Origin of the sequence: Streptomyces sp. NBC_00433, assembly GCA_036015235.1 — a bacterium.
GTDB lineage: Bacteria > Actinomycetota > Actinomycetes > Streptomycetales > Streptomycetaceae > Actinacidiphila.
Genome location: CP107926.1, coordinates 1045504 through 1070353 on the forward strand (window position 1 = coordinate 1045504; position 24850 = coordinate 1070353).

20 protein-coding genes are annotated in these 24850 nt (G+C 71.9%); 11 read left to right on the plus strand and 9 right to left on the minus strand.

What is annotated here, in order from left to right; all coding sequences use genetic code 11:
• Positions 1-148 precede the first annotated feature (148 nt).
• Complete coding sequence (locus OG900_04015) at positions 149-4108, minus strand: NACHT domain-containing protein (GenBank protein ID WUH89392.1); 3960 nt, start codon at positions 4106-4108, stop codon at positions 149-151.
• Positions 4109-4258: 150 nt separating this feature from the next.
• Here OG900_04015 and OG900_04020 point away from each other — a divergent pair, with 150 nt between their 5' ends.
• The 4 genes from OG900_04020 to OG900_04035 all read left to right on the plus strand — a co-directional run bounded on the left by OG900_04020 (position 4259) and on the right by OG900_04035 (position 9346).
• Positions 4259-5626, plus strand: coding sequence for a toll/interleukin-1 receptor domain-containing protein (locus OG900_04020; protein WUH89393.1), 1368 nt, complete (start codon positions 4259-4261; stop codon positions 5624-5626).
• A 6-nt stretch (positions 5627-5632) separates the two neighbouring features.
• Positions 5633-6640, plus strand: a complete 1008-nt coding sequence (locus OG900_04025) for a MoxR family ATPase (protein WUH89394.1) — start codon at positions 5633-5635, stop codon at positions 6638-6640.
• On the plus strand, positions 6637-7611 hold the full coding sequence (locus tag OG900_04030) for a hypothetical protein (GenBank protein ID WUH89395.1): 975 nt from the start codon (positions 6637-6639) through the stop codon (positions 7609-7611). The genes OG900_04025 and OG900_04030 overlap by 4 nt, the downstream gene beginning before the upstream one ends.
• A 301-nt stretch (positions 7612-7912) precedes the next feature.
• Positions 7913-9346 (plus strand): multicopper oxidase family protein, encoded by a 1434-nt coding sequence (locus OG900_04035; GenBank protein ID WUH89396.1) that lies wholly within the window; start codon positions 7913-7915, stop codon positions 9344-9346.
• A 91-nt stretch (positions 9347-9437) separates the two neighbouring features.
• Here OG900_04035 and OG900_04040 read toward each other — a convergent pair whose 3' ends face one another.
• Positions 9438-11771: a glycoside hydrolase family 3 C-terminal domain-containing protein gene (locus OG900_04040; GenBank protein ID WUH89397.1), complete on the minus strand. Its 2334-nt coding sequence runs from the start codon at positions 11769-11771 to the stop codon at positions 9438-9440.
• A 46-nt stretch (positions 11772-11817) separates the two neighbouring features.
• Between OG900_04040 and OG900_04045 the strand changes: the two genes are divergently transcribed.
• Positions 11818-12123 (plus strand): hypothetical protein, encoded by a 306-nt coding sequence (locus OG900_04045; GenBank protein WUH89398.1) that lies wholly within the window; start codon positions 11818-11820, stop codon positions 12121-12123.
• A 509-nt stretch (positions 12124-12632) separates the two neighbouring features.
• Here OG900_04045 and OG900_04050 read toward each other — a convergent pair.
• The 4 genes from OG900_04050 to OG900_04065 all read right to left on the minus strand — a co-directional run bounded on the left by OG900_04050 (position 12633) and on the right by OG900_04065 (position 16056).
• Positions 12633-13175 carry a nucleotide-binding protein gene (locus OG900_04050; protein WUH89399.1) on the minus strand — a complete coding sequence of 181 codons (543 nt, stop codon included), beginning with the start codon at positions 13173-13175 and terminating at the stop codon, positions 12633-12635.
• Positions 13176-13829: 654 nt separating this feature from the next.
• The gene (locus tag OG900_04055; protein WUH89400.1) at positions 13830-14447 is read right to left on the minus strand and encodes an alpha/beta hydrolase; all 618 of its coding nucleotides are present in this window, start codon (positions 14445-14447) and stop codon (positions 13830-13832) included.
• Positions 14448-14473: 26 nt separating this feature from the next.
• Complete coding sequence (locus tag OG900_04060) at positions 14474-15154, minus strand: S1 family peptidase (protein ID WUH89401.1); 681 nt, start codon at positions 15152-15154, stop codon at positions 14474-14476.
• A 224-nt stretch (positions 15155-15378) separates the two neighbouring features.
• Entirely contained in the window at positions 15379-16056 is a 678-nt protein-coding gene (locus OG900_04065; protein WUH89402.1) for a TetR/AcrR family transcriptional regulator, read from the minus strand.
• Between the two features lie 543 nt (positions 16057-16599).
• Here OG900_04065 and OG900_04070 point away from each other — a divergent pair.
• From OG900_04070 to OG900_04090, 5 genes are all read left to right on the plus strand, one after another.
• Positions 16600-17325: a hypothetical protein gene (locus OG900_04070; protein ID WUH89403.1), complete on the plus strand. Its 726-nt coding sequence runs from the start codon at positions 16600-16602 to the stop codon at positions 17323-17325.
• Between the two features lie 57 nt (positions 17326-17382).
• Positions 17383-17937, plus strand: coding sequence for a SigE family RNA polymerase sigma factor (locus OG900_04075; protein WUH89404.1), 555 nt, complete (start codon positions 17383-17385; stop codon positions 17935-17937).
• Positions 17934-18680: a hypothetical protein gene (locus OG900_04080; protein ID WUH89405.1), complete on the plus strand. Its 747-nt coding sequence runs from the start codon at positions 17934-17936 to the stop codon at positions 18678-18680. Before OG900_04075 ends, OG900_04080 begins: the two co-directional genes overlap by 4 nt.
• Before the next feature lie 185 nt (positions 18681-18865).
• Positions 18866-19174, plus strand: a complete 309-nt coding sequence (locus tag OG900_04085; protein ID WUH89406.1) for a hypothetical protein — start codon at positions 18866-18868, stop codon at positions 19172-19174.
• A gap of 529 nt (positions 19175-19703) precedes the next feature.
• Positions 19704-21602 carry a glycoside hydrolase gene (locus tag OG900_04090; GenBank protein WUH89407.1) on the plus strand — a complete coding sequence of 633 codons (1899 nt, stop codon included), beginning with the start codon at positions 19704-19706 and terminating at the stop codon, positions 21600-21602.
• A gap of 125 nt (positions 21603-21727) precedes the next feature.
• Here the strand turns inward: OG900_04090 and OG900_04095 are convergent, their stop codons facing one another.
• Positions 21728-22705 (minus strand): sigma-70 family RNA polymerase sigma factor, encoded by a 978-nt coding sequence (locus OG900_04095; protein ID WUH89408.1) that lies wholly within the window; start codon positions 22703-22705, stop codon positions 21728-21730.
• A gap of 182 nt (positions 22706-22887) precedes the next feature.
• Here OG900_04095 and OG900_04100 point away from each other — a divergent pair, with 182 nt between their 5' ends.
• Positions 22888-23301 (plus strand): SgcJ/EcaC family oxidoreductase, encoded by a 414-nt coding sequence (locus OG900_04100; protein WUH89409.1) that lies wholly within the window; start codon positions 22888-22890, stop codon positions 23299-23301.
• A 50-nt stretch (positions 23302-23351) separates the two neighbouring features.
• Here OG900_04100 and OG900_04105 read toward each other — a convergent pair whose 3' ends face one another.
• Together OG900_04105 and OG900_04110 are read right to left on the minus strand one after the other, a co-directional pair.
• The gene (locus OG900_04105) at positions 23352-23882 is read right to left on the minus strand and encodes a hypothetical protein (GenBank protein ID WUH89410.1); all 531 of its coding nucleotides are present in this window, start codon (positions 23880-23882) and stop codon (positions 23352-23354) included.
• Entirely contained in the window at positions 23879-24814 is a 936-nt protein-coding gene (locus OG900_04110; GenBank protein ID WUH89411.1) for a class I SAM-dependent methyltransferase, read from the minus strand. Before OG900_04110 ends, OG900_04105 begins: the two co-directional genes overlap by 4 nt.
• Positions 24815-24850: the final 36 nt, after the last annotated feature.

Here is a 24850-nt window from a genome sequence, read left to right on the forward strand (position 1 = left end):
TACCCCCGCAATTCGAACATGTGACGACGCCGGTGTGCCTCTTTCCTATCAGTAATCGACATTCGTCGCAATGAGTTGGATCTTCGGCGACCTGCTCGGAAAGGCCAGGTGGGACCCGCCGCCGGACTTCAGGTCCGCCCCGCCGCCGTCAGGAACGGTCGAGGGGGAAAACCCGGACCGCCCCGTCTCTTCCGCCGACGGCCAGCAGGTCGCCGCCCACCGACAGGGCGAGCGGCCGGGCGCCGTCCATGGCCTCGTCGAGCACGTGGCGGGTCGCCGTACCTGAGGTGCGGTCCCACACGCGAACCGTACCGTCGTCACCTCCGGTGGCCAGCAGCCCGCCGTCCGCGGAGAAGGCCGCCGCCGGCACCCGGGAGCCGTGCCTGATCTCGGTCCGGAGCGGCGGGTCGTCCGGGGAGGCCGACCACATCCGCACCGCCCCGTTCTTCGCGTCGGCGACCACCACCGTGGCCTCGTCGTCCGGGGGCAGCACCATCGCCAGTACGCTGCCGTCGTGCGCCGCCCGCGCGAGACCGATGGATTCGAAGCCGTCGAGCCGCCACAGGTGGACGGCCCCGTCCTGCGCGCCGGTGGCGAGCAGTTCGCCGTTGGGGGAGAAGGCCAGCGCGCGGACGGTGCCCAAAGACTGCACGCCCTCCGTCCGCTCACCGTTCAGGTGTTCCCAGAGCACCACACCGCCGGCCCCGGCTACGGCAAGTCTGGTCCCGTCCGGGGAGAACGCCAGCGCCCACACGGCGCCGTCCCTCGTGAGGAAAGCCCGTTCCCGACCCGTGCGGACGTCCCAGACCCACACATCCGAGGTCGAGCCGCCGGTGGCCAGCAGGGTCCCGTCCGGTGAGAAGGCCAGCGCGGCGGCGGGAGCGTCGTCCGGGACGTGCAGCACCGTGAGCGGGTGCGGCAGGGAGGAGCGAAGCGGCGTCGCCCGGCTCCGCCGGACCGCGTATTCGGTGCCGCGCGCATTGCGCAGCCTCACTCCCGCGTCCCCGACGGTCACGGTCACGGGCTGCCCCGGCTCGACCGTGACCGTGCGGACGGCCCGGGTGGCGGTGTCGGACTCGTCGGCGTAGACGATCACGTCGACGAGGCGGGGGTCGGTGTCGGGGACGGGCACCGCGCCGAAGGCGTTCGACACCGGGCCGCCGAGCACGAGTTCGGAGCCGTGGAGGGCGACGGGGAGTGCCACGTCGGACAACTCCTCGGCGATGACGGCGACATCGTCGATGTCCAGGCTCTGCGGGGCCGCCGGTGCGCCGAGTTCGACCTCAGGGGCGTGTCTGCGGGCCAGTGCCGCGAGCTGCCAGCCTGTGGTGGTCTCCCGCACCTCGGGCGGCAACCGGCCCCAGGCGCCCGCGAACCAGTCCGCGATTCCCGTACGGCCCTCCTCGACCAGGGCGCGCAGCGCCGGTCGCAGGGCCAGGTCGAACTGCTCCCGGGCGTCGGGGCCGCCGGTGACGTAGGCCCAGGTGAGCTGCTCCTCCAGGGCGAGCGCGGGCGGCAGTTGGGCGTGGACGCGGGTGACCACCTGCCACAGGTCGCGGAAGGGGTCGCCGGGGGCGCAGCCCGCGACCACCGTGGCCAGTTCGGCGCGCAGCTCGGGCAGTACCTCGCGCCGCAGGGCGATCGCGTCCGCGGTGCGGGAGGCCACCCAGTCGCTGAACCAGAGGTCGGACTCGGCGCCGACGTCCAGGTGCGGCAGCACGCGCAGGCGTACGGCCCTGATCAATTCCGGCTCGATGCGGGTGGCCACGCTCAGCGCGACCGCCAACTCCCGCACCCCGGGGGCGAGTGGGCGCAGCTCCAGCTGCGGCGGCGGCTCCGGTGCGGGTGCCGGCGCGGCGGGCCGGGCGCGCAGGACGTACCGCGACACCGGGCGTTCGGTGCCGGGGGTGCCGAGGCGCAGGACCGGCCCGGCGGGCGAGGGGGCTCGTCCTGCGGCGCCGCCGCCGGACGGCGGCAGCGGCGGGAGGGCGGGGATGATCCTCTTGAGCAGGACCCGCTCCCGTTCCGAACGCGGCGGGAGCAGGCGGGCCGCCCGGCGCTCCACCTCCTGGCGCAACTCGTCTTCCAGCACCGGGGCGTAGTCGAGGCAGGAGAAGGCGAGCACCTCCAGCCGGCGGCTCTCGGCGCGCTCGCGGTCCGCCCGGTCGAGCAGCCCGCTGAGGATGTGCTCCCTCTCGGGCGGCCGGGAATGGCCGACCGCGAAGCGCAGGACGTCCTCCCACTGCGGGCGGTCCGCGTTGGCCACCAGGAGGCTGAGGTCGGCGGACTCCACCGCCGCCCTCGCGGCCAGGAAGTCCCTGAACGTGCGGTGGGCGAAGGAGACCGAGCCTTCCGCTGACGAGCGCAGGATGCCGGTGCGCTCCAGCAGGAGACCGCCGACTGCCGCCGCGTCCTGCTCGGCGGACGGAAGGGAGACCAGTTGGCGCTGCACGATCGACAGGTATTCCCGCCGGTCCGCGGCGCTCAGGCCGTTGCGGAGGAGCCAGTAGGCCACGGCCTGGAGCAGTTGCGTCTGCTCGGCCCCGGAAAGCGCCAGGCGCGGGGTGGCCCCGCGCTCCTGGTCCCACCGCCCGAGCATCATCGACAGGAGCACGTCGTACAACTGGATCCACCTGAGAGGCAGTCGCCGGTCCCAGCCCCACGTGCAGATGATGGAGCACATCAGGGGATTCGCGGCGAGCACCGCCAGCTCGGGATGTTCGCGCAGGGTCGCGTGCAGCGAGAGCCGATCGCCGTCCGCCTGGGAGCGCGATCGGGGCCCGTCGGCCGAGAACCATCGGTCGACAAAGTTGTGGACGGTCCGCTCGCTCATGTCGTTCAGCACGGCGGTGGTGAATCCGAGGTCGGCGCCCCACGCGTCGTCGCCGGAGCGCGACGCCACGACCCACCGGCTGCCGGGAAAGGCGGCGAGCAACTCCCCCGTCCAGCGCGGCGCTCGGCGCCGGGCCGCCTCCGGGATCTCGTCCAGGCCGTCGAGGAGGAACAGGCCGCGCTGGGCGGCCAACGTCCGGGTCAGCCAGTCCGCCGGCACCGCGAGCAGGTCGCTGATCCCCGAGAGGAAGCGCTCAGGCGAGGGCAGGCGGTCCTGGTCGGACAGCAGCCTGTGGAGCGGCAGCAGGAAGGGCACCAGCTCCTCGGGGGCGTGGCCCGTCGTGTCCACCCGGCGGTCGGCGTAGACCGACACGAGCCACTGGAGCAGCGTGGTCTTACCGGAACCGGCGCCGCCGACGAGGAACACCCGCTCGTGGCGTGCCACGACGTCCTCGACGGAGTACGCCTCCCTCGCGGCGTTCGAACCGCTGTCGGGCGCCACCTCGGCCACGGACAGCGGCACGTACGCGGCATCGAGCGGCAGGTCGCTGCGGGGGCCGCGGCCGAGACGCGTGCCGTACTGGGGCAGGACGCCGTGCAGCCGTGCCACCTGCGCCAGATAGCGCCGCTCGAACGGCAGATAGGGCGACGGGGTGAGCAGGACCGGGCGGTGGCCCAGCGCGGTGAGGAAACCCGGCTCTCGGAGGAGCCTCCAGGCGGGCTCGATCGCCAGTCGCCCACTGCTGGGTTCGCTCCTGACCACGAGGCCCATCAGCAGGCCGTCCGCGATGAAGGCGGCCCCCGACATCCAGAGCCAGGCGTCGGGGTCGGGGGGCCAGGGATTGGACCCTTCCACCAGATAACCGCCGCCGCGTCGCGCCGGGTACAGCCGTCCCGTCAACTCCTCTCTGCGCGGCCCTCCGACGGCGGAGCGTTCACCGGTGTCGCGGACGGGAAAGCCGACGGCGGAGCCGAGGACGTACGAGTCCGCTGCGAGCCGGCCCCACTCCACCTCGGCCTGTGGAGCGGCATCCACCGCTTCGTCGAGGAGCAGCAGCGCCGCGTTCGATCGAGCGCCGATCCAGTGGGTGGTGCAGCCGATCTCGCGCCCGAGCACGCCGACCGACATCCTGCCGGGGCCCACCACGTATTCCGCGGTGAGCACGAGCCGCGGCGAGAGGAGGTAGCCGGTCGCCCGGCTGCGAAGGTCGCCGTCCCTGCGGGCGACCGACACCACACGCCGGTCGACCGACCGATCGACCGAGTCGGGCTCCATGCCGCATCCACCCCCGTCACCGACGGTATCGCCAACGCCCCTCGGCCGTAGATGGTATGACGGTATATCAGCGTCACGTGGGCCTTCTCCGTCGTTTGTCCGGCTGCGAAGCGCGGACGACAATCGTGGTGTGGGAGGGGGGCGGACGCTGTGGCCGAGCGGTCGTCGGGTGGGGGCGGGGCGGCGATCGAGGTGTTCGTCAGCCACAGTTCGAAGGGCGACCCCCTTGCGGGGAAGGTGCTCGACGCGGTCACCGCGGGCCTCGCACACAAGCGCTACCGCGTGAAGGTGGACTCCCAGGCGCTGCGACCCGGCGAGGACTGGTGCCCCGCGCTCTACCAGTGGCTGGCCGAGTGCGACGCCGCGGTGATCCTGCTCAACCGCAGGGCGCTGGAATCCGCTTGGGTCAGGCGCGAGGTGAACATCCTGCTGTGGCGCCGGGCGCTGAATCCGCGGCTGCTGGTGATACCGGTGCTCATCGGTGACGTCTCGTCGGCGGATGTGAAGGCCCGCGGTCTGGGGGAGGTGCTGCCCGTGCAGGCGGCGCGGATTCCCGCGGACCCCTCCGAGGCGCATCGGGTGCCGTCCGAGGCGGGTGAGGTCCCGTCGGCGCCGGACGCCGCCGCCCTCGGGCCGCTCGTGGCGCGCGTACTGGACGAATTCGCCGCCCTGCCGGACCTCGGGCCCGCGTCCGACAGCATGCGCAGGTGGATCGGCGTGATCGCGGACCACCTCGAACGCACCCGGAAGCCGAAGGCCCTGACCGCGGCGGGCAGGGCGCTGGGCCTGGCCGACGGGGACCTGCCGGAGCTCGAAGCCCGGATCGGCGCCCACCACTTCCTCGCTTACCAGATGCTCGACGTCTCGCTGGGCCCCCGGCTGGCGGACGCCGTCATGGAGGTGGCCCCGCACCTTGACCTGGACACGCTGCGCAGGCTCATCGTCCAGGTCACGCCGGCCTGGGTGAACGGCGAGGTGGCGCGGCAGATACTCCCGGCCCCGCATGGCGCTCACGACGCCATGACGGTGGCGATCAACGTCCACGAGGACGTGACGGCCGAGCAGTTCATCCACCGCGCCATGTGCCTGGACTTCCCGCGCTACTGGGTCAGGGCGGTCGGCGCCGTCCCCGCGGGTGAGGACCAGGCCGCGGAAACCCTGGCACACTGCCGCGAGGCCGTCAGAAGGCTGCTGAACGCCCCGCCGTATCTTCCCGTCGCCGAGCTGAAGCCCCGGCCGGGCGCCCTGCACTTCCTCACCATCAACCCGCGCGGCCTGCGGGAGCGGACGGTGGCGACGGTGCTCGGCGAGCTGCGCCGCGACCACCCCTGGCTGATCGTCCTGCTCCTCACCGGGGCGGGCGCGCCCGCCCCCGACACGCTGCGGGCCTGGGACCTGGAGGACGCGGTGGTGGTGACGCCGCCGCTGCAAGGGGGCGAGGAGGCCGACGGCTACCGCCTCGCCCGCGATCTCGAAGCAATCCCCGACCGACTCAACGGCTCAGGTTCCTGGAGGTAACGGACCATGCCAGCAGCCCAGCCCGGACCGTCCGGCGACCCCGGCGCCACCGACCCGGTGGAGTCGCCGGACCGCCGCGACGGCCTTGTCTACGTCCTCCAGGACGAGGTGGACCTCGCGGTCGACGTCGCGCTCGCGACCGGCCGCCCGCTGCTGCTCCGGGGGGACCCGGGGTCCGGCAAGTCCTCCCTGGCCCCCTACATCGCCCGGCAGCGCGAGTGGCGCTACTACGAGAAGGTCGTCTCCGCCCGGACGCAGGCGACCGAACTGCTGTGGACCTACGACCACGTACGCCGGCTCAGCGACGCCCAGGTCCACGCGCGGGGCCGGGCACTCGCGGACGACGACCGCTACCTCGTCCCCGGCCCGCTGTGGTGGGCGTTCGCCCCCGGCTCCGCGGCCGCCGTGCAGGCTGCCGGGCGGCGCGGGGCGGGAGCCGGCCGGGCGCTGCCGCCGCAGGCCGACCCGAACGACGGGCGGTCGGTGGATCACGCGGTCGTCCTCGTCGACGAGATCGACAAGGCGGACCCCGACCTGCCGAACGGGCTGCTGGTGCCCTTGGGGTCCAACGAGTTCACCGTCTCGGAGACCGGCCGGCGGGTCGCCAAGGAGCCGCCCCGCACCCCCGGCGGCCTGGACGGCTCTGGCAGCCGCCACCTGATCGTCATCACCACCAACGAGGAGCGCGAACTGCCCCAGGCCTTCCTGCGGCGCTGCGTCGTGGCGTGGCTGCCCGAGCACGACAAGGAGCGCCTGGTCAGCATCGCCGAGGCGCATCTGCGGCACTCCTTCGGCGACTTCTGCGCCGCCGACCGGCAGTTGGCCGAGGCGCTGGCCGACGAGCTGGTGCGGGCGCGGCAGGACGCGCGCAAGCAGGCGCTGCGCATGCCGAGCACCGCCGAGTATCTCGACGCGCTGCGCGCGTGCCGCGCGCTGGGCATACGAACCTCCGACAGCCAGTGGGAGCTGCTCAAGCGCCTCGTCCTGCTCAAGCCGCAGCAACCCGAGCGGTGAGCGTGCCGGGCGGCGTCTGGATCGCCGACGTGGTGCGCGCGCTGTCCCTGGCGTCCCCCGGTGACACGGCGCGGCAGCAGGCCATCGCACGGCTGCTGGGCATGGAGGTGCGGGGGGCGGCGCCCGACGACGCGGCCGCACCGGCGGGGCCGGCCGCCTTGGACTTGCCCGGCGGCGGCCCGGCGCCGGGCGGGCAGGGCGCCGGCGCCCGCGACGACGGCTCGCACACCGACGCGGCGGTGCCGGTCGCCGTGGACGCGACCGGCACCCTGCCGCTCCTCCCCCCGGTCGGTTTCGAGCCACCGCCCGAGCCGGTCTGGTCGGGTGCCGCGCTGCCCGCCCAGAACCCCCGCTCCCCCGACGCCCGACCGGGGCACGAGCCGCTGCTCGCGCCCCGGTCGGCGAACGCGGTCCTGCACCGGGCGCTGTCCCGCGACGTGCCGGAGGGGGAGCTCGACATCCCCGGCGTCATCCGACTGCTGGCCACCGGCCGGCCGGTGGCGGGGCTGCCGCACCTGCCGGTGCGCACCCTGCGCTACGGCGTCCAACTGCTGGCCGATGTCGGGACGGGGATGGAACCGTTCAGCAGGGACGTCCACGAGATGATCGACAGGGTGCGGACGATCGTCGGCCGGGAGGGCACCGAGGTGCTCTACTTCGACGACTGCCCGACGCGCGGCACCGGCCCCGGTCTGCGCTGGAGCTGGCAGCGGTACGCTCCGCCGCCGCGGGGCACGCGGGTGCTGGTCCTGACCGACCTGGGGCTGGGCGGCCCGCCGCACAGCCCCAGGCGCGGCACCAGGGGCGAGTGGGAGCAGTGGGTCGGCGCCCTGCTGCACGCGGGCTGCACCCCGGTCGCCTTCGTTCCCCTGCCGCCGCGGCGGTGGCCCGGGTGGGCGGTGGATCTGCTGCCCCTGATGGCCTGGGACCGGAACACCACGGCGGGCTGGGCGCGGACCCATCTGGGGTGACAGGGGTAAGCTCGCGAATCCGAAAAACGATTCACCCGTTCAACCGTGAACATTTCCGGATTGAATGATATTCATACCTCCCGAAAGGCCACCGATCCCCCCAGCAGGCACTTCTTACGAAATGATTACCCTGCCAGGACAAAGGGATGAAGCCCTGCGGGAAAAGCCGCGGGCGCACTACTGTCGGTGCTCGAATGACCGGCGCGCGCCGGTCACTTTTGCGTACCGCTCGCGGACGCGTTCTTCTCATGGGGGGATTTCTGTGATCAAGCGCAGGTCATTACTGTTAAGTGGCGCGGTCGTGACGACCAGCGCCGCCGGCGCCATCGGCGCCGGCGGCCTCCTGCTCTCCGCACCGACGAGCAGCGCCGCGCCGACCACCGGAATCGACCCGGCGAGCATCGCCAAATACACCCGGAAGATGCCGGTGCTGCCCGCCCTCCTCCCGCACGCGGTGTCGCCCACGGCCGACTACTACCGCCTGACCATGAAGGAAGCCCGCGCGGAGGTCATCCCCGGCTTCCTGACCAAGGTCAACACCTTCAACGGGCACTTCCCGGGTCCTGTCCTGCACGCCTGGTCCGGGCGCCGGGTGGTCCTGACGCAGACCAACCGCCTCAGCGTCACCGCCTCGGTCCACCTGCACGGCGCGCACGTGCCGTCGTCGAGCGACGGGGCCCCGATGGACCTGATCGCCACCGGCGGCGGCACCAAGACGTACACCTACCCGAACGAGCAGCCGCACGCGAACCTCTGGTTCCACGACCACGCGCACCACCAGGAGTCCGAGACGGTCTTCCGCGGTCTGACCGGCACCTATCTGCTCCACGACAAGGTGGAGACCCGGCTCGGGCTCCCGTCGGGGCGCTACGACGTGCCCGTCTCGATCCGTGACGCGCGGTTCGACGAGGACGGCCAACTCCACTACGAGATGAACGACTTCGCGAACCGCCAGGTGATCCTCGCCAACGGCAGGGCGTGGCCGTACTTCGAGGTGGCCGCCCGGAAATACCGCTTCCGTTTCTACAACACGGCCAATCTGCGCTCCTTCGCCCTCGCCCTGGCGGACGGCTCGCCGATCACAGTCATCGGCACCGACGGCGGACTGCTCGCCGCCCCCTTCGAGACCGCGTCGGTGACGCTGTCGCCCGGCGAGCGCGCCGACGTCGTGATCGACTTCTCGCGCTACCCGGTGGGCACGGAGCTGGAGTTGCGGAATGTCATCGCGCAGCCGCCGGGACAGCCGGCCGACGTGGGGCAGGTGCTGCAATTCCGCGTCACCCGCACCGCGCGGGACACCAGCGTGGTCCCGGCCGCGCTGCGCACCCTCCCGCCGCTGCCGCCCGCCACGGTCGAGCGCTCCTTCAGCCTCCTCATGGACGAGTCGCAGCCGCAGCCCGCCTACGCGTACATCAACGGCAAGGAGTTCGACGACCAGCGGATCGACACCACGATCGCCTACGGCACCACCGAGGTCTGGACGGTCACCAACGCCAACCTGCGCGCGCCGCACAACTTCCACATCCACCTCGTGCAGTTCCGGGTGCTGGAACGCAACGGGGTGGCGGTGACCTCGGGCGCGGAGAGCGGGCTCAAGGACACCGTGATGCTCAAAGCGGGCGAGACGGTGAAGCTGCAGGCCACCTTCGGCGGCTACCGGGGCGTCTACGTCTACCACTGCCACCTGTTCGACCACGCCTCGATGGGCATGATGGCGCAGATGCAGGTCGTCTGAGGACAGCCGTCCGAGGGCGGTCGTCCGGGCACGATGCGCGCCACAGCCGAAGGACGGCTGCCGGGTCCTCCGGCAGCCGTCCCGGCCGTGATCAGCTCGCGGGCACCAACTGGGCCATGTCGAACCCGGCGACGTCCTTGCTGGAGCCGATGCCGTCACCCCACTGCGTGTAGCCCTTGCGGACCCCGTTGTCCTTCTCGTTGAGGTCCAGCGCGAAGGAGAACACGTTGTTCGCCGTCGGCTGCACCGAGGTGAGGTCGCTCCACGGCACCGCCAGTTCGTAGAGCGTGGTGTGGGTGGCCTCGTCCCTGGTCACGTTGACGGTCGCGTCCGTGACCGGGCCGCTGCCCTCGGTCGGAGCGGTCCACCGGTAGAGCCGGGCGCCGAGCGAGGTGAGCGCGGCTCCGTATTCGTAGTGTCCGGCCGCCGACGCGCTGCTCTCGGTGGCCGACGAGCCCGGCACCCCCGACGTGGCCGCGAACTGCAGGCAGTCGCCCTGCCAGATGTTGGCGTCGGTCGCGGGTTCCGACTGGACGTCGTCGGTGATGTCCGCCGTCAGGTAGAGGTTGTCGGCGTCCCAGTCGAGCCACACCTTGCCCGACAGGTCGGACGGGCCGCCGTAGGGCTGCGAGCCGTCCAGCGACACCCAGGTCCCGTCTGCGGTGGTGGCGAGGTCCACCGCGGGGCCGTCCTTCACCTGGTCGAGCGTCCATGACTTGCCGAGGCTCTTGTTGACCACGGGCAGGAAGGTGACGTGCCCGGTGAGGGCTTCCGACGACAGGTCACCGGAGATGACGCTCGTCACCGGGAAGGCGTATTGCTTGGCGAAGCCGATGCCCGTCACGGGTACGTCCACGGTGGCCGACCCCTGGGGGGCGATGGTCGCGCTGACCGGCTGCGTGCCCGTCGCGCTGCCGAGCTTCCACTTGACGGCCGTCACCGTGGTCGGGGTGTCCGACGGGTTGTGCACGACCACCTGGAGCGAGCCGGCCGCCGGGCTCATCCCGGTCACCACCGGCGTGACCTGCTCGGGGGTGGCGCCCGAGGTCACGGTGAGCGTGCTGACGGCGGCCTGGGTGTAGGCGCCGGCGCCGCCGGTGAAGGCCGCCGTGGCGTCCAGTTCGGCCTTGGCGCCGGGGCTCGCCGACGCCGGGACGGTGACGCTCCAGGTGGCCGTCACCTGCCCGCCGGGGGCGACGTTGGACACCGAGACCGGCGAGGTGGGCGCCGCGGTCCAGCCGCTCGGCGAGCCGAGCTCCATCGACAGGTTGCGGATCGCCTGGGCGCTGGTGTTCGCGAAGGTCGCGGTCGCGGTGATCGTGGTGTTGGGCTTGACGATGCCCGCCGCCTGGAGGGTGAACGGGCTCTGCACCACGATCGGGGCCGTGCCGGTCACACCGTCCACCGTCACCTCGATCGTCGCGGCACCGGGCGCCCGCATGGCGACCACGCCGGTGCGGCTGACCGTGGCGACCCGCGGGTCGCTGGAGCGGTGGGTGACGCGGCTGCGGGACAGGTCGGCGAACGACTGGTCGTTGTCGGCCGCTTCGACGATGCTGTCCGCGGCCGCGTGCTGCTGCTCGAGCGTGGGATCGGTGTCCGGGGCGATCCACGGGTTCTTGCCCGTGAGGTTCAGCGTGTCGCCGGCCTTGAAGACCACCTGGCCCGGCTGGACGGTGACCGACCGCACCCGCGGGGTGATGGCGCCGTGCACCTGTACCGTGCCGGTTCCGGCCGCGGTGGCGGAGTCGGGTCCGACGCGGAATTGGTAGTCGCCGTTGCGGACGACCTGCTTCAGCGCGCCCTCGTCCCACTGGCTGAGGTCGGCGGCCTTGACGGACAGGTCGATGTGCTGGGTGTGCCCCGGCGCGAGCACCGCCGTCTTACGGAAGCCGGCCAGCTGCTCCTTCGGCAACTCCGCGCCGGGCACGGTGAATTGCCGCGCCGCGTAGAGCTGGGCGACCGTCGAGCCGGCGACCTTGCCGGTGTTGGTGACGTCGAAGCCGACGCGTACGGTGCCGTCGGCGGACACCGAACCGGGTCCGACCTTGACGTGGGAGTAGGCGAACTGCGAGTAGGACAGGCCGTATCCGAAGGGGTAGGTCGGCTTGCCGGTGAAGTGCATGTACGTACGGCCGAGTCCGCCGGTCTGCGACGGGGTGAGCCCGTAGTTGTCCATCGGCGGGAGCTGCGAATCGTCGGCGTACCAGGTGAAGTCCAGGTGCCCGGAGGGGTTCACCTTGCCGAACAGGACCTGGGCGTGCGCCGAGCCCTGGCTCTCGCCGTTGTAGCCGCTGAAGACGATCGCCGGGAAGTCCTGCTGGGCCTCCTTGATGTCGTACGGGCCGTCGGCCTGCATGACCAGCGCGGTGCGCGGGTTGCCCAGCGCGGCGACCTGGCTGATCAGCTCGGACGCGTTCCTCACCTCGCTAGGCTGCGACCGACCTGCTGCCCCACTCGTCGGAGGAGCCATGGACATCCGGTCCGCCCAGAAGCTCGCCTGGGAGAACAAGACCGCCAAGGGCTTCAACACCACCGACGTGCCCCTGGAGTTCGGCCTCCTGACCGCCGAGATCGGCGAGGCTTTCACCGCCTGGCGCAAGGGCCTCCCCGACTTCGGCGAGGAGCTGGCCGACGTCTTCCTCTACCTGGTGGCCCTCGCGGAGATGAACGGCATCGACCTCGGCGACGAGGTGGCCCACAAGATCGACAAGAACACCCGCCGTGTGTACGAGCGCAACGAGCACGGGGTACCGATCAGGGTCAGCGACGAATGAAGCGATGCTGCTAGATCATCAACATCCGATTTCTCACCGACCACTTGCCGCCCGGGCCGGAGCGTTGGACTAGTTGTTGTCTGCGCTGGTCATCCGGTCCGTTTATGACCGCTGTAAAACCGTCCCGACTCCAAGGGGCAGCACCAAAATCCCCCTCCTGTTCCAAGCTGCGGCGAACCGTGGGAACAGCACCACATCGGCCGTATGGCTCTCAATGCTTTGCACACCCTGAGCAGGAGCACTCCGATGCAAATTTCCTGACACTGCGCACCCGGCCGATTGAGGTCGGCCATGCGAAGCTGCCGATCTGATGCCCTACGAAGACCTACCGACTCGACTGCCGGCGGGGACTCCGCACATTGGCGATTCTCATTTGCCTACACCGACCTACGGCAACCCGAAGGAACTCTGGAGCCGTCGGCTAAGGGTGGTCGTCCAGTGATCGATGCCCCGGCATTGAACACTGGAAGGCCCGAATGCAGCCGTGGTTGCACCGCAACGTTGAGCGGTTACAAGAGCTTGTCGAGAGAGGCTTCGATGCCGGCAGCGCGCAGTTCCGACACGAGACCCATACGCCATGCTTTGTTCGGGTCGAGGGGCACGTAGGTGACTCCCAGGTAGTCGCTGGGGATTTCCACACCCGGCTCATGGAGTGCCGCCACCTTGTTGCGGCCGAGTAGCCCGAGGAACAAGCCAAGCTCAAGGATCACATTTTGACGCGCGCGCCTCTGCAGGCTGCCCCCACCCATGAGGCCACCCTCGTCGTCTCCGGTCAACAGGACAACCGCGTACGCGGCCTTCTGAGCGTGTTCAAGTAGCTTCCCCAGGATGTCCGCTCCCTGTCCAGCCATTTCGTCGAGGACAATAACCTCCCGCTTAGTGCATCGCTCCAAAAAGCCCCGGACATCCTCCCGCGACAAATGGTCGCGACCATGGACAAGGAAGATCGCTTCGCCGGACTCGCTACGGTCGACACGAGGCGCCGCATACGACCAGAGTTCAAGTCGATCGCGGATAGATTCCAATACACGCGAACATCCTATCTCGCCCATGTGGCCGCTCGTCCTCGTCTTGACAGACGGTCCAAACTCCCGACCAATATCTCTGGCGGGCAGTGGTAGGGACTTCAGCGCCGGGGGCGTGCGGCGGCGGTCCGGAATCACGGCGACCCGTCGCACCCAACTTTGCGCAGACAGCGCCCCGTGCTACGTCGATGGTCTTGACCTTGGCGACCATGCCCCAAGCAGTCCAGGAGGGCTCGCCAATCAGGAATAGCGGATGCTGAGTTGGCCCGGTAGAAGGCGGCAGGTAGATCGGGGGCTTGCAACGCAGCGAACCGGGACAGCCTGGGCACAGGTGGCGTCTCAAACGCGGCGGGTGAGCGGCGCACGACTCGGGACCAGTCTGCAAGCAGTCCGTAGCGCAGTCGAAAAGGGCCGTTGGGTGCCAACGCTGGTCAGCGGAAGGCGCCAGGTCAGGCCGAGTGGCGAGCTCCGCCGCAGGTCAGAAGGTTGACCGAATGGCTCATCACCAACTTTGCGAGACCGTCCCATGGGTCCACGCAGTCCGTGCAGACCCTGGCGGTCTCGTACCGCTTTTCGTAGAGGCTGAGTACAACGGGGCGTCGAGCAACGACTCCTTGGTGCCGGAGCTTCGGTACAGCGTGGCCGCATGGTGGTGCAGTCGGGTGTGGAATGGGCCGGGGCTCAGTGGGCGGCGAACCTCGTGGCCGAGGCCAGGAACTGGGGCAGGTGGGGGGCGAAGGCTGGGTGGGGTGGCTCTGGGGAGCCGGGGAGTTCGGTGCCGGCGGGGTGGAGTCGCCGGAGCGCATCGACGGTGTGGCGTTGGTGGAGCGGGTTCTCCGGGGCTGAGGGGAGCACGCTGATCGGCATCTTGAGCGTTGCCAGTTCGGCGTCGGTGACGCCTCGCAGGGTCTGGCCGTCCAGCAGGGCCCGGATGGTCCGGTCGGAGGCGCCGAGGCTGGTCAGGGCGATGCGGGTGCGGGCGTCCGCTGCGGGATCTCCTGCGGTTGCGGGCCATGCCAGCAGCAGTCTTGCGATCCGGTCGGGGATGGCCAACGCGAGGCGAACGGCCGCCGAGCACCCGTTTGATCCCGCCACCACGGAGACGGGTCCGCTGGGTAGGGCGGCGGCGAGGTGCTCCACCTCCGCATCCCAACTCGGTGGGCGGTGCAGGCGGTTCGGTGCAAGCACCGTGAAGCCCTCTCGTTCGAGGCCGGCCGTGATTCCCGGTGCTGCCCAGAAGCGGTCGGCGTCCATGCTGTCTTCCCACAGGCCGCCGTGGATCAGCAGGACTGCTGGCATCGGTTGATACCGCACGACGGTCGGGGTCAATACAGCGACAGCCCGTAGGCCGCCAGGACCTCGGTCAGGGGCTGGTAGTAACCGGTGCCGCCGCTGGTGCAGTTGCCTGATCCGCCGGAGAAGAGGCCGAGGGCCGTCGAGCCCGAGAACAGCACGCCGCCCGGGTCCCCGGGCTCGGTGCAGACGGTGGTGGCGATCAGGCCGCTCACGACCCCGCCGCCGCCGTAGTTGACCGTGGCGTTGAGGGCCGTGACCGTGCCGCAGTGCTGGCCGCTGACCGTGCTCCTGCTGCATACCGGCTCGCCGACATACGCGCTGCCGACCGACTTGAAGCCGCTGCCGGGGTGCGGCACCGCCGGGTTGTCGTAGCGGACCAGGCCGTAGTCGTTGCCGGGGAAGGAGGTGGCCACGGTCGGGCCGATGTACGTGGTCAGGGCGGCGGTCGTGTACCAGGCCGTGGTGCCCTGGGTGCAGTGGCCCGGCAGGACCATGTAATACGTGGTGCCGCCGCGGGCGTTGACCTGGACCCGGCAGGCGGTGCCGCTGCTGGAGTAGACCAGGTCGCCGGCGGAGACCTGAGGCCGCGGTGCGGGCGCGGCGGCGGCCGCGGGTGCCGCGAAGGCGGCAAGCGTCGCGGCGAGCGCGAGCGCGGCCAGGCCGGATCGGCGGACGGCGGGCCGGGTGGTGGAGCGGTGTCCGATCCTCAACGGAGCCTCCTGGGTGGGCGGGTCGCGTCGCCCCGGCGGCGCGGCTCAAGGCGCCGGGCGCCGCACCGCGCACTGCGGAGAGCACCGCGGCGGCACCCCTGCACGGCATGGCCCTGACACTGTGGGCCCAGTATGCGAACGGGGCAGGACGGGCACAAGGGCACAATGGGGCAGGCCCCGCGCACCCGTACGCCACCCCCGTACGCCCCTGTACGCCGGCCGGGTCAGCCCTCGGGCCCGCCTGACGGAACCCGTCCGGCCGACGCGGTCCGGCCCGAACGCCAGGCAAGGGCGTCGTCGCCGAAGGAGGCGGTGAGCGCCATGGCGATCAGGTCGGGCAGTTCGGACCGCCCGTCCTCCTCGGCCCAGCGCGTCATCGCCGTGTGCATCACGGCCAGGCAGGCGCTGACCGCGGCCCGTGCGCGGAAGGCGCCGTCAGGGTCGGACGGGGTGTCCCCGAGGGCCTCGATGACGGTCTGCTGCAACGCGTACTGGCGGTCCAGGTGCCGGGCCCGCAGCGCGGGGGTGCGGACCATGAGCCGGAGGCAGTCCAGCAGGACCCGCCGCCTCGCCGCCGTCTCGTCCCCGTCGCCACAGGTCAGCACCTCGGCCGCCTCGACGAGCGCGCCACCGACGCGTCGCACCAGGGGGTGCGCCGCGGACGTCGCGGCGACCAACCCGGCGATGAGCCGGGCCGGCTGGTTCGGGACGACGACGAGGTCCTCCTTGGTGGGGAAGTGCCGGTAGACGGTCATCGCCGCGACACCGGCGGCCTCCGCGACGTCGGCCACGGTCACCTCGTCGTAGCCCTGGTCGGTGAAGAGCCGCACGGCGTGCGTCTGGATCAGCCGGCGCGTCTCGGCCCGCTGCCGCTCCCTGAGGGTTGGCCGTCCTTCACTCACGTGATAGACACTACCGCGGTGTTAGCGACTCACACCTGGCAGGGGCGGGGGCATGACCGCAGGTACGGTCGTGCCACAGGGGACGGCCGTTCGGAGGGGGGCGGCCGTACCACGCGCGGCGCTCGGCGCGGCTTCGGACGCTGTGCCGCACGGCAGGGGCGCCGAACAGCCGGCGCTGCGCGTCCGGCCCCGGCGGCAGAGTGCCCGCGGGCAACCGGGCCATCATCCGCCTCGCCCGTCACGGGCGGCGCAGGCACAACTCTTCGGCGCGGGCCGCGTCTTCAGGCAGGCCGCGCAGGACCGTCACCGTACGTCTCGTACGCGCTCGGGCCCGGCCGTGTACGCCGGGTCGGGTCGTACACGCCCGTGCCCGGCCGCGGCGTCGGGCCGTACGCGCCCGGCACCTGCCACCGCGCCAGGTCGGGAAAACCTCGTGCGGCCGTGCAACCCGGCAGCGGTGAACGGGAGTACCTACGGACGGACTTGGCCTTCACCGGGCCGCGCGGTGCCGAGCCGCACGGTTCGTTCTCACGAGGAGTAGACGTGGCTGTCAGTTTCATCAGGAAGGTCGGCGTGGCGGGTGCCGCCGTCGCCGCGGTCGGGGGGATCTCCTTCGGGGCGTCGGCTTTCGCGACCGGCCCGGGATCCGCCGGGCACCACACCGCGGCGCCGGCCGCCGCACCACGCGGACACAAGGCCGCCGCGCCGGTCGCGCACGAGGCCGCCGCGAAACCCGCGGCCCCGAAGGTCGTCAGGCAGCTGATCGGCAAGGGCGAGGTCCACGGCACGGCCTGGTCGGTGACCCTGGAGTTCCACCCGACGCTGCCCGAGGGTTACGACATCCCGTCCTTCCCGCCTTCCGGCGTGAAGGACGCTCCCTCCACGCCCGCCAAGAAGGTGACGGCGCTGGTGTGCCAGCGGATGGTCATCGACGGCGTCCGCGTGGACCACCAGGGCGGCCCCTGGGCGGACTGCCAGCCGGTGGACGGTGCCCACGACCCCGGCAGGAGCGGTGAGGCGGGCCTGTGGGGCCTGCACGACAAGGGCACCAGTGGTTTCCGGCTCTTCGTCGCCAATCCGGAGTCCCAGGTCGCCTACGGCGTGGTCATCCTGGCCGACGGCACCCGGCTGACCGCCCGTACGGTCACCGTGCCCGGCACCGCCTACCGCGCCTGGGCCGTGGCGATCCCGCAGGGCAGGACCATCGCCTCGGTCGACCAGTACGACGCCCGGGACCACCGGATCAGCCACGAGACCGAGTGGCGCTGAGCGGACGCCCGCGGCAGCGAGGAATGCGACGAGGACGAAGGATGGGACACCCCTTCCGTGCGGCAGCCTGATCTCTCCGCGCACGACGACGGACCGGACGCCGATTTCAGCCGGTTCGTCGGCGCCCGCTGGCGTGCGCTGACCCATACCGCCTACCTGCTCACCGGGGACTTCCACGAGGCGGAGGACCTGGTGCAGGCCACTTTGGCGAAGGTCTACCCGCACTGGCGGCGGGTGCGGACGGAGACCGCCGAGCACTATGTGCGGCGGGCCCTGGTCAACACCAACCGCAGTCGGCACCGCCGGCGCCGGGTCGTACAGCTGCTGCTGCCCTCGCTGCCCGACACCTCCGCCGTCGACAACGGCGGAGGTGCGCAGCAGGGCGCCGAGCGGGACGTGCTGGTCCGCGCGCTGTCGGAGCTGCCCGAGCGGCAGCGGGCGGTCGTGGTGCTGCGGTATTGGGAGGATCTGTCGGCGGAGGAGGTCGCGGCGACGCTGCGCTGCTCCGTCGGTACGGTCAAGAGCCAGGCCTCCCGCGCCCTCGCCAAGCTGCGCCACAGCCCTGAACTGGCCCACTACTCGCTGGCCGGCGGGAACGGAGACCCGCGATGACGTACGAACCCGACCAGGAAGGCGGCCGGCTGCGCGAAGCGCTGGCCCGCAGCGTGGAGGCCCACGACCCCTCCCCCGCACCCGTCGCCGGCATCATCGCGGCCGGCCGGGCCCGCCGCGCCCGGCGCCGCGGCGCGGCGGTGCTCGCGGCGACCGTGTCGGTCGCCGCCGCCGGCCTCCTCGTCACGCTGCCCGGCCACCACCAGGCCGCCGAGCCCCTGCGCCCGCGCCCGCGGGCGACCACCCCCGCCGCCTCGCCGTCCGGCGGACCGGTCAGTACGCGGGTGGCGCAGGGCAGCGTCGACGGCACGGCCTGGTCGGTGACCCTGGAGTTCTACCCGACGCTCCCGCACGACTTCGCCGGCGCTTCGGCCGGGTCGCTGCTGTGCCAGCGGATGGTGATCGACGGGGTCCGCGTCGACCACCAGGGCGGTCCCTGGTCCGACTGCCACCTGGGGGACGGTCCCGACGACATCCGCCAGAACAGTGAGGAGGGCCTGTGGGGCCTGCACGAGAAGGGCACCAGCGGTTTCCGGCTCTTCGTCGCCCATTCCGAGCCGACCGTCGCCTACGGTGTCGTCACCCTCACCGACGGCGACCGGCTCCAGGCCTCGGCGGCGGCCGTCCCCGGCACCGTCTTCCACGCCTGGGCCGTCGCGATCCCGCAGGGCAGGACCATCGCCTCGGTCGACCAGTACGACGTCCGCCACCGGCTGGTCAGCCATGAGACGGAGTGGCGCTGAGCCGCCGGGTGTGACGCCGGGCGCGGGTCCGGCGCGGTTCGGCAGGAGCCGAGCGGGTATGGCAGTGATGATCGGGCACCGCTTGTGACGCGTGGGACATCTGACCGGGTGCGCGGTGGGCCCCTGGATGCCGGGCGTGGCGGGGCCGGACGCGTTGATGTCGACGTACCGGAGGGGGCACGACCATGAGGACACTGGTGCTGGGTAGGACGCCCGCCAGGGTGACGGCGGTGCTGGCCACGTTACGCGGGGACGGATTCGACGTGGAGGGCGTGAGCACCGACGACGAGGCCCTGGCGCTGCTGGCGACCGACGATTTCGAGGTGCTGATCATCGGCGGGGGTGTGGGGCCGGGCTCCCGCGCGGCGATCAAGGAGTTCGCGGCCGGCCACCGGGTGCGGCGGGTGATAGACGGTGCGCTGACCGAGCCTTTCGACGTCTACGTGCGGCGGGAGTTCGAGCCGGTGATCCGGGAGGTCGCCGCCGGGGGGTGAGGCTGCGGGGCACGGGGCGGCGGGACGGCCGGGGCGGGGGCTCGCTCTCCCCCCCCGGATCGGGGCCACCCGACCCGCGGTTTCCGATCAGGCCCGATATCCCGGCTCAGGGTGACTGGGAAGGCGTCGAACGGGCACGCGAAACAGTATGAATGCACGCAAGAAAGGCAGTGGCCCCGACTCCCATCTCACTCCGGACCTCCCGCCCGCGGTCGAGGTCCCCGATCTCCCGCTCAGACCCGCCCCGAAGGACCGTCCCGCACCCCGGTGGAGCCGCGGCGACGACTCCCGCTCCCGCCGGCCGGACCGTGACGGCAGCTCATGACGCACCCCGGCAACCCCGGCCGCGCCTGACCCTTCGGGGCCGCATCCGGCGGTGAGCCCGGCACTCAGGGCCTGCGCTCGCCGCCGCTGCGGAGCCCCCGCACCCGCCGGCGGTACGTGCCTTCGCCCCGCGATCACCGGTCGGCCATACCGTGGCCGGGTGGAATGGTTTCCTCCCTCACCAGGGGGCCTGTACCGTCCGCCAATGGACAAAGGATTACCTTCCCGAAGCCGGATCTCGCTGCTGACGTGGGCCGTCGTAACGGCCGCGACCGTGTGGGCCGTCCTGGCCGGGGCCGCCCCCGTCCGGGCCGCACCGGCCGCGGCCGCGCCGACGGTCAGCCGGCCCTTCGCCGCCCACACGGACGGCATCGCCTGCTACCGGCTCCCGTCGGTCATCAGCGTCCCCGACCCGGCCCACCCGCACGCTGTCCTGGCCTTCGCCGAGGGTAGGGTCGACAGCTGCGCCGACGCCGGCGAGACCGACCTGGTGATGAAGAGGTCGGACGACGCCGGGGCCCACTGGGGCAGCCTCGTGACGCTGCTCGGCAAAGACCCCGGCGAGGCTCCCGACGCCTTCCAGAACATCGTCCCCATGGTCCACGTCCCGATCGGCGGCGGCCCGGCACGTATCACCGTGATGTACGCCTACAACACCGTGGGCACCGACATGAACGGCAATCCGGTCCGCACCGGCAAACGCACTTTGCACATCCTCGCCAGCACCGATTACGGCGACAGCTGGCAAGCCGGTGACCCTGTCGACAGCGTGCTCGACGATCCCTCGTGGACGTGGGTTTCCGCTGGTCCGGGCCACGCCGTCGAGCTCCGGCACGGACCGCACGCGGGCCGGATGGTCGTCGTGGGCGACTACGGCCCCGCAGGGGCCGTCACCCCCGTGGACCCCGCACAACCCACTGTCCCCGTCCCCCCGATCGTCCAGACCGGCCTGGTGCTGTTCTACAGCGACGACGGCGGCGTGCAGTGGACGCGCGGTCCCCTGTGGGAGCCGCCGGCCGGAGGATTCGGAGCCAACGAGCCGGCCCTCGCCGAACGCGCCGACGGCTCGATCTACGTCAACGCGCGTGACGACCAGTACTGCACCACCGACACCCACCGCGTCGCCGGGGTCACCGACGCCGACGGTACGCACTTCGTGAACGACGACGCAGCCTTCGCCCCCGTGGCGCACCTGACGGGCCCTCCCGTCTCCGGCTCCCTGCTGACCCTCTCCGACCCGGACGGCACGGGCAAGGGCCTGCTGCTGTACTCCGGTCCCTCCCGCGCGGGCCCGAGCAGCACCGATCGACAGGCCATGTCGATCCGCGCCTCCACCGACCAGGGCGCCACCTGGACGGACGTGGGCACACTGATCGACGCAGGCCACACCGGCTACTCCGACATGACCCGGCTGGCCGGCGACGCGAGCAGCCCCCAGCAGATCGGCCTGGTCTACGAGACGGCCGCCACCACTGCGAACGGCACCATCAACTTCACCTCCTTCACGACCCAGTGGCTCGACGCGAACACCACCGCACTCGTCCAGCGGACCAGTGACGGCACCGGACTCGGCTCCAACGGCGTCGTGAACGGGGGCGCCGCCCTCATCACGCGCGGCTCCGGCACCGCCCACGCCCTGAGCCTGGACGGCATCGACGACTACGTACGCGTCGTCAACTGCCCCGACCACCTGCGGCTGACCCAAGGCGAGGACTTCACCGTCGCGGCGTGGATCAACTACACGGCCACGACCGGCACCCGCCCGATCGTCTGGGGATACGGGCAGGACGCCGCCCCCCAGTTCTGGCTGCGCGCCGAACTGGACGGCGGCAACCACGACATCACCGGTCGATCACCACCGCCACCGGCGACCACTTCACCGTGCGCACCACGTCCGCGTACAACGACGGCGCCTGGCACTACGTGGTCTTCCGCCGCCAGGGCGACCAGTTGCTGCTGTCCGTCGATTCCGAACCCGCGGTCTCCAAGACCGCCTCCAGCGACAGCCTCGTCCTCCACGGCACTTACACGAATCTCGGCGACACCTTCACCATCCACATCGGCGCACGTCCCGACCACCTCCAGCTCTTCAAGGGCGCCATAGACGAGGTACGCGTCTACGACCGCTCCCTGAGCCGGGCCGAGTGCACCCAGGCCTCGACCGGCGCCGTCCTCTCGAACGAGCAGCTTCGGCTGGACTTCAACAGCATCTGGTGAGTCGGCGGTCGTTCAGCGGGCGCCGATCTCGGCGGGCAGGCCGAAGGCCGCGAAAATCTCCGCCTCCTGGAAGACGGTGGTCCTGCTGATGCCGGCGGCGGTGACGGTGAAGACCTGAAGGGTGTGCAGCTCGAACACCCCGCCGTCACCGCCCCGGTAGGCCGCGAAGCCCGGCTGGCCGTTCGCGGCGATCGGTACGAGGCGCCAGTCGGTGCCCGCCTTGTCGAAGACCCAGTCCATGAACAGGCCGTAGTTCTCGGGCCCGACGAACCAGTTGAGCATCGGGGGCATCTCCATGAGGACGTCATGGGTGAGGAGCTGCTTGAGCCCTTCGATGTCCGCCTTCTCGAACGCCGCCATGTAGCGCTCCACGCAGGCCCGTTGCTCCGCCCGCGTGGGCTCGGCGACCTGGTCCTCAAGGACGCCGGCCTCGTTCAGCCGGGCGCGCGCCCGCTGCAGCGAGCTGTTGACCGACGCGACCGTCGTACCGAGGATGTCGGCTGTCTCGGCGGCGGAGAAGGCGAGCACCTCGCGCAGGATCAACGCGGCACGCTGGCGTGCGGAGAGGTGCTGCATCGCGGCGACGAAGGCCAGCCGCAGGCTGCCGCGGTCGACGGCCGCGCCGGCCGGGTCCCCCAGGTGCAGCAGCGCGTCGGGCACGGGCTGGAGCCAGGTGGCCTCGCCCCCTGGGGCCAGCGGCTGGAGGGGGTCGCTCTGGGCGACCATTCCCGAGGGCAGCGGTCGGCGGCCGCGGCTCTCCAGGGCGGTCAGGCAGGCGTTGGTCGCGATCCGGTACAGCCAGGTGCGCAGCGAGCCGCGTGTGCCGTCGTAGCGGTTCCGCGCCCGCAGAGCCCGCAGGTAGGTCTCCTGCACGAGGTCTTCCGCGTCGTGGACCGAGCCGAGCATCCGGTAGCAGTGGGCCAGCAACTCCGACCGGTAGGGCTCGAGCCGGCGCTCGAAGTCCGCCATGTCCTCGGTCGTGGTCGCCACCGCGGGCCCCCTCCTGTCGCTTCCCCCGCCGGGGACCCTACCGTGCCGGCAGGGGCCGGAAGGAAGTCGCCGCGGCCGCGATGAGTTCGGGCCCGCCCGCCGGTAGGTATCCGCGGAGGCGAAGACTCCCGGTGAGCCGCGGACCGCGGCGATCCGTACCGGTACGGTGAAGCGAGGGAACCTTGAGTACGAACCAGAGGCACGCGGCCGACGAGACCGCCATCCTCAAGGTGCTGAAAGACCTCTACGAGGCCTGGGACGACAACGACGCCGACACTTTCGTGGCCGACTACACGGAGGACGCCAGCGCGATCCTGCCCGGGTCCTACCGGAAGTCCAGGGACGAGATCCGCGACAGCATGGCGGCCGGCTTCGGCAGCCACCTGAAGGGCTCGACCACCGTCGACAAGGTGCTGGACGTCCGCTTCCTCGGCGACGACAACGCCGTGGTGGTCAGCGAGACGGGCATCCTCTTCCCCGGCGAGACCGAGGTGCCGGCCGACCGGCTGGCGGTCGCGACCTGGGTGGTCACCCGGCGGGACGGCAGGTGGCTGCTCGCGGCCTACCACAACTGCCCCGCCGTGCCCGTGAGCTGAGGCCGCGCCCGGCCCTGACGCCCCTCCCCCGCCGGCGCGGCGGAGGGGCGTCAGGCGCCGGGGGCCGGCTGGAGCACGCGGGCATACCAGCGGCGGTGGACGACCGGCTCGACGCAGAGGACCGCGGCGCCCGCGACCGCGCCCACGAGCAGCGACGCCCAGCCGCCGCCGTTGGCGACCGCGCCGAGGCAGGCGGCGGCGACGGCGAGCGGGCGCAGCAGCGTCAGCGGGCCCAGGCCCACGACCATGGCCAGGGTCCCGGCGCGGAAGGGCAGGGCGAAGTAGGCGGCGAGCGCGAGCAGCACGGCGGCTGCGTAGGCCGCCGGCGGAAGCAGGTAGCCGATGCCGCCGTCGGCGAGTACGGCATAGGCGCGGGCCCGGTCGGGTGCGGCCAGCAGCACGGCGCCGGCCGTCAGCGCGGGGGCCAGGAGCAGGAAGGAGCCGACGGTGAGACCGCGCAGCGCGGCTCGGGCGTTGGCGCGGTGCTTGCGGATACGGGCGTCGCGTCCCGCGTAGGCGCGGAAGCCGCTGAAGGCCGCGTCGACCAGGCCGAGCGCGGCGAGCGGCAGGGCGGGGGTCATCGGGCGGACCCGGTGAACTGCTCCGGGCCGACGAGCCTGCGCGAGGCCCGGCCGAGGTGCCGGCGGAAGGGCGCCTCCAGGTGCGGGCGGACGCCGAGGACCGGGCGCAGGGTGGTGCAGAAGGGGTTCGCCAGGCCCCGGGGCTCGTAGAGCAGTGCCCGCAGGCCGGGGGCCTCGGCGGCCCGCAGCAGTGTCTCGTCGCGGTGGGCGCGCAGCGCCGAGGCGACCCCGTCGTGGCGGCCGAGCGGGTGGCGCATCCGGGCGCGGTGGAAGACCCATGCGCCGATGGGCGCGAGGCGGGTCGCCGCGATGTCGTAGTGGCAGAAGGCGAGCGCCTCGGAGGCGGCCTGGGCGCGGAAGAAGTCCGCCAGGGCGGGGCCGCGGAAGTGGTGCAGCACTCCGGTGGAGACGTAGACGGTGGCGGCCTCCGGAAGGTCGAAGGCGTTGCCGTGGACGAAGCGGCAGTCGAGGTTCTCCGCGCGGGCCAGCCGGGTGGCCTCGCCGACCAGCGCCGCGTCGAGGTCGACTCCGATGAGTTCGACGTCCGGGCCGAGGGCGCCGGTCGCGGCGAGCCAGCGGACGAGGTAGCCGAGGCCCGCGCCGACGTCGACCAGCCGGAAGGGCCCGGTCTGCGGGGTCGTCGCGCGGATGGCGGCGAACAGCGGGCCGAGCAGGTGCACCAGGCGCTCGCCGATGCGCAGTTCCTCGCTGAGGCGCTGCAGTTCGGTGTGCACGCAGACCATCAGGTAGTCCACGGCGTGCGGGTCGAGGACATCGTCCTGGTCGGCGGGCAGCCCGGCGACGATCCGGGCGGCGCGCTCGTCACCGTACTCGCGGAGCCTGCGCAGCACTTCGGCCCGGCGGACGGGAAGCCGGCGGCCGGTGTCCGGGTCCGTGACGGTGATCAGGTCGGATATCTCAACGTAAGGCACGGTGGAGAACCCTAGTTGCCCCTGTGGTACCCCCCG